Raw genomic sequence first — 2,420 nt, forward strand, 5'->3', positions numbered from 1 at the left:
GGGCAGCCGCAGCTTCTCCACCAGCAGCACGTCGCGCGCGGTGCCGTCACCGAGGGCCGCGCGCAGGGCGGTCACCGGGTCGAGGTTCGTCTCGCCGACGGCCAGGCAGACGGAGGTCACCGCGACCACGACGAGCAGCAGGACGGTGCAGCCGAGCAGCGGCCGGACCGGGACGAGCACCGAGCGGCCGCCCAGGGCGAGCAGCCGGGTGCCGGGCGGCACGGGCGGCGCCGGCCGCCGGGTCGCGGCCGAGGGGCCGTCGGGTGCCACGGCGTTCTCCGCGGCGGTCTTCACAGGGGCCTTCACGGGGGCCTTCACAGCGCGGGCATTCGGTGCGAGCGGACGACGGCGACCAGGACGGGGGCGCCGCACAGGGCGGTCATCACGCCGAGCGGCATCTCGTACGGGCGGGCGACCAGCCGGGAGGCCACGTCGGCGAGCAGCACGACGGCCGGCCCGAGCAGGGCGGAGACGACGAGCAGCCGGCGCAGGTCCGGGCCGACCAGGGCCCGGGCCGCGAAGGGCACCACCAGGCCGACGAAGGAGACCGGTCCGGCGATCGCGGTGGCGGCGCCGACCAGCAGGGCCACGGCGGTCACCGCGAGGGCGCGGGCCCGGCGGGGCTTGTGGCCGAGGCCGGTGGCGACGTCGTCGCCGAGGCTGAGCGCGGTCAGCGCCGGGCCGGAGAGCAGCGCCAGCACCAGACCGAGCAGCAGGACCGGCAGTACGGCGAGCAGTTGGTCGGTGCCGCGGCCGGCGACCGAGCCGATGGTCCAGAACCGGATCTCGTCGGCGGCCCGGGCGTCGGAGAGCAGCAGCACGGAGGAGCCGGCGTTCATCAGCCCGCTCAGCGCCGCGCCGGCGAGCACCAGCCGGACGGGGTCGTCGCCGGTGCCGCGCAGCCGGGCCGCGCCGAGCGCCAGCAGGCAGCCGGCGGCGGCGCCCAGCACGGCGACGTACGGGCCGACGCTGGCGGCGCTGGCGCCGAGCACGATCGCGATCACGACGGCGAAGGAGGCGCCGGTGCTGACCCCGAGCAGGCCGGGCTCGGCCAGCGGGTTGCGGGCGGCGGCCTGGAGGACGGTGCCGGCCACGCCGAGCGCGAGCCCCACCGCGAGGGCCACCGCGGTGCGCGGGGCGCGCAGGTGGAACACGGTGAACCGGGAGTCGGAGTCGCCGTCACCGAGCAGGGTGGAGAGCGCCCGTGACGGTCCCACGTCGCCCGCGCCGAGCAGCAGGCTCGCCAGCACGGCGAGCAGCAGTATCGCGCCGGCGGGCAGCAGTCCGCGCAGCAGGAGTGATCGGAATGTCACACCGGGCCTCCCCGTCAGGGCCTTACGTATGGTTAGGCTAACCTCAGAAAAACGGTTCGCCCGTAAACTACCATTTCCCGGAGAACACCCATGCTTGGCACCCGCTTTACCAAGACCCTGCTCGGCGCGGCCGTGGTCGGCGCCCTTTCCCTGGGCCTGACCGCGTGCGGCTCCTCGGGGTCCGGCGGGTCCGCGGGTGACTCCGGCTCCTCGTCCGCCGCCGCCGCGAAGGGCGGCAAGCGCAGCATCGACACCGCCTTCGGCGCCGTGGAGGTCCCGGCCGAGGCCAAGCGGGTCGTCGCGCTCGGCGACACCTCGCTGGACACCGCCCTCTCCCTCGGCGTCACCCCGGTGGGCACCAGCTCCAGCCGCGGCGGCACCACCGCCCCCGCCTACCTGAAGGCCGACAGCATCCCGCTGGTCGCCACGGTCAAGGAGCCCAACCTCGAAGCGATCCTGAAGGCCACCCCGGACCTCATCCTGGCCTCCTCCGGCATCGAGAAGTCCCAGTACGACAAGCTCTCGGCGGTCGCCCCGACCATCGTCCCCAAGGCCGGCGACTGGCGCGCGGTGCTCGCCGTGTACGGCGACGCGCTCGGCCACAAGGACGACCTGGCCGCCAAGCTGGACGCCCTGGACAAGCGCGCCGCCAAGGCCGGCGAGGGCAAGAGCGGCAGCGCCGTGGTGATGCGCTGGATGCCCAACGGGCCGATCGTGATGAACACCACCAACATGCCCGGCGACCTGCTGAAGAAGGCCGGCGCCGGCACCATGCCGATCGCCGACGGCCTGGGCGCCCAGCCCCACTCGGACCCGCTGTCCCTGGAGAACCTCAACAAGGCCGACGCCGACCGGGTGTTCGTCGCCACCCTGAACGCCGAGGGCGAGAAGGCCCTGGAGACCGCCCGCAAGCAGGAGGCCTTCACCCGCCTCAAGGCCGTCGGCACCAACCAGCTCACGGGCGTCGACGGCCAGGTGTGGAGCAGCAGCTCCGGCCCGATCGCGGCGGAGAAGGTCGTCGAGGACATCGAGAAGGCCTTCGGCGCGAAGTAGCCGCCCCCGCCGGGGAATTCCCCCCCCGGAGTTCCGAAGGGCCGTCACCGGAAC

General features: G+C 74.5%; 2 protein-coding genes and 1 pseudogene. 1 reads left to right on the forward strand and 2 read right to left on the reverse strand.

The window, feature by feature from the left end; genetic code table 11:
• Together ACFU6K_RS36830 and ACFU6K_RS36835 are read right to left on the reverse strand one after the other, a co-directional pair.
• Nucleotides 1-306: pseudogene (locus ACFU6K_RS36830) on the reverse strand (hypothetical protein); the annotation flags it as partial.
• Nucleotides 307-314: 8 nt separating this feature from the next.
• Nucleotides 315-1,313 carry a FecCD family ABC transporter permease gene (locus ACFU6K_RS36835; RefSeq protein WP_380670678.1) on the reverse strand — a complete coding sequence of 333 codons (999 nt, stop codon included), beginning with the start codon at nucleotides 1,311-1,313 and terminating at the stop codon, nucleotides 315-317.
• Nucleotides 1,314-1,403: 90 nt separating this feature from the next.
• Here ACFU6K_RS36835 and ACFU6K_RS36840 point away from each other — a divergent pair, with 90 nt between their 5' ends.
• Nucleotides 1,404-2,366, forward strand: a complete 963-nt coding sequence (locus ACFU6K_RS36840; protein WP_380670680.1) for an ABC transporter substrate-binding protein — start codon at nucleotides 1,404-1,406, stop codon at nucleotides 2,364-2,366.
• Nucleotides 2,367-2,420 lie beyond the last annotated feature (54 nt).

Origin of the sequence: Kitasatospora sp. NPDC057512, from assembly GCF_042802135.1 — a bacterium.
Taxonomy (GTDB): Bacteria; Actinomycetota; Actinomycetes; order Streptomycetales; family Streptomycetaceae; genus Kitasatospora.

Bases quoted from the DNA above. Each gene is read 5' to 3' on its own strand.
- ACFU6K_RS36840 (WP_380670680.1), top strand. From the start codon at position 1,404: ATGCTTGGCACCCGCTTTACCAAGACCCTGCTCGGCGCGGCCGTGGTC.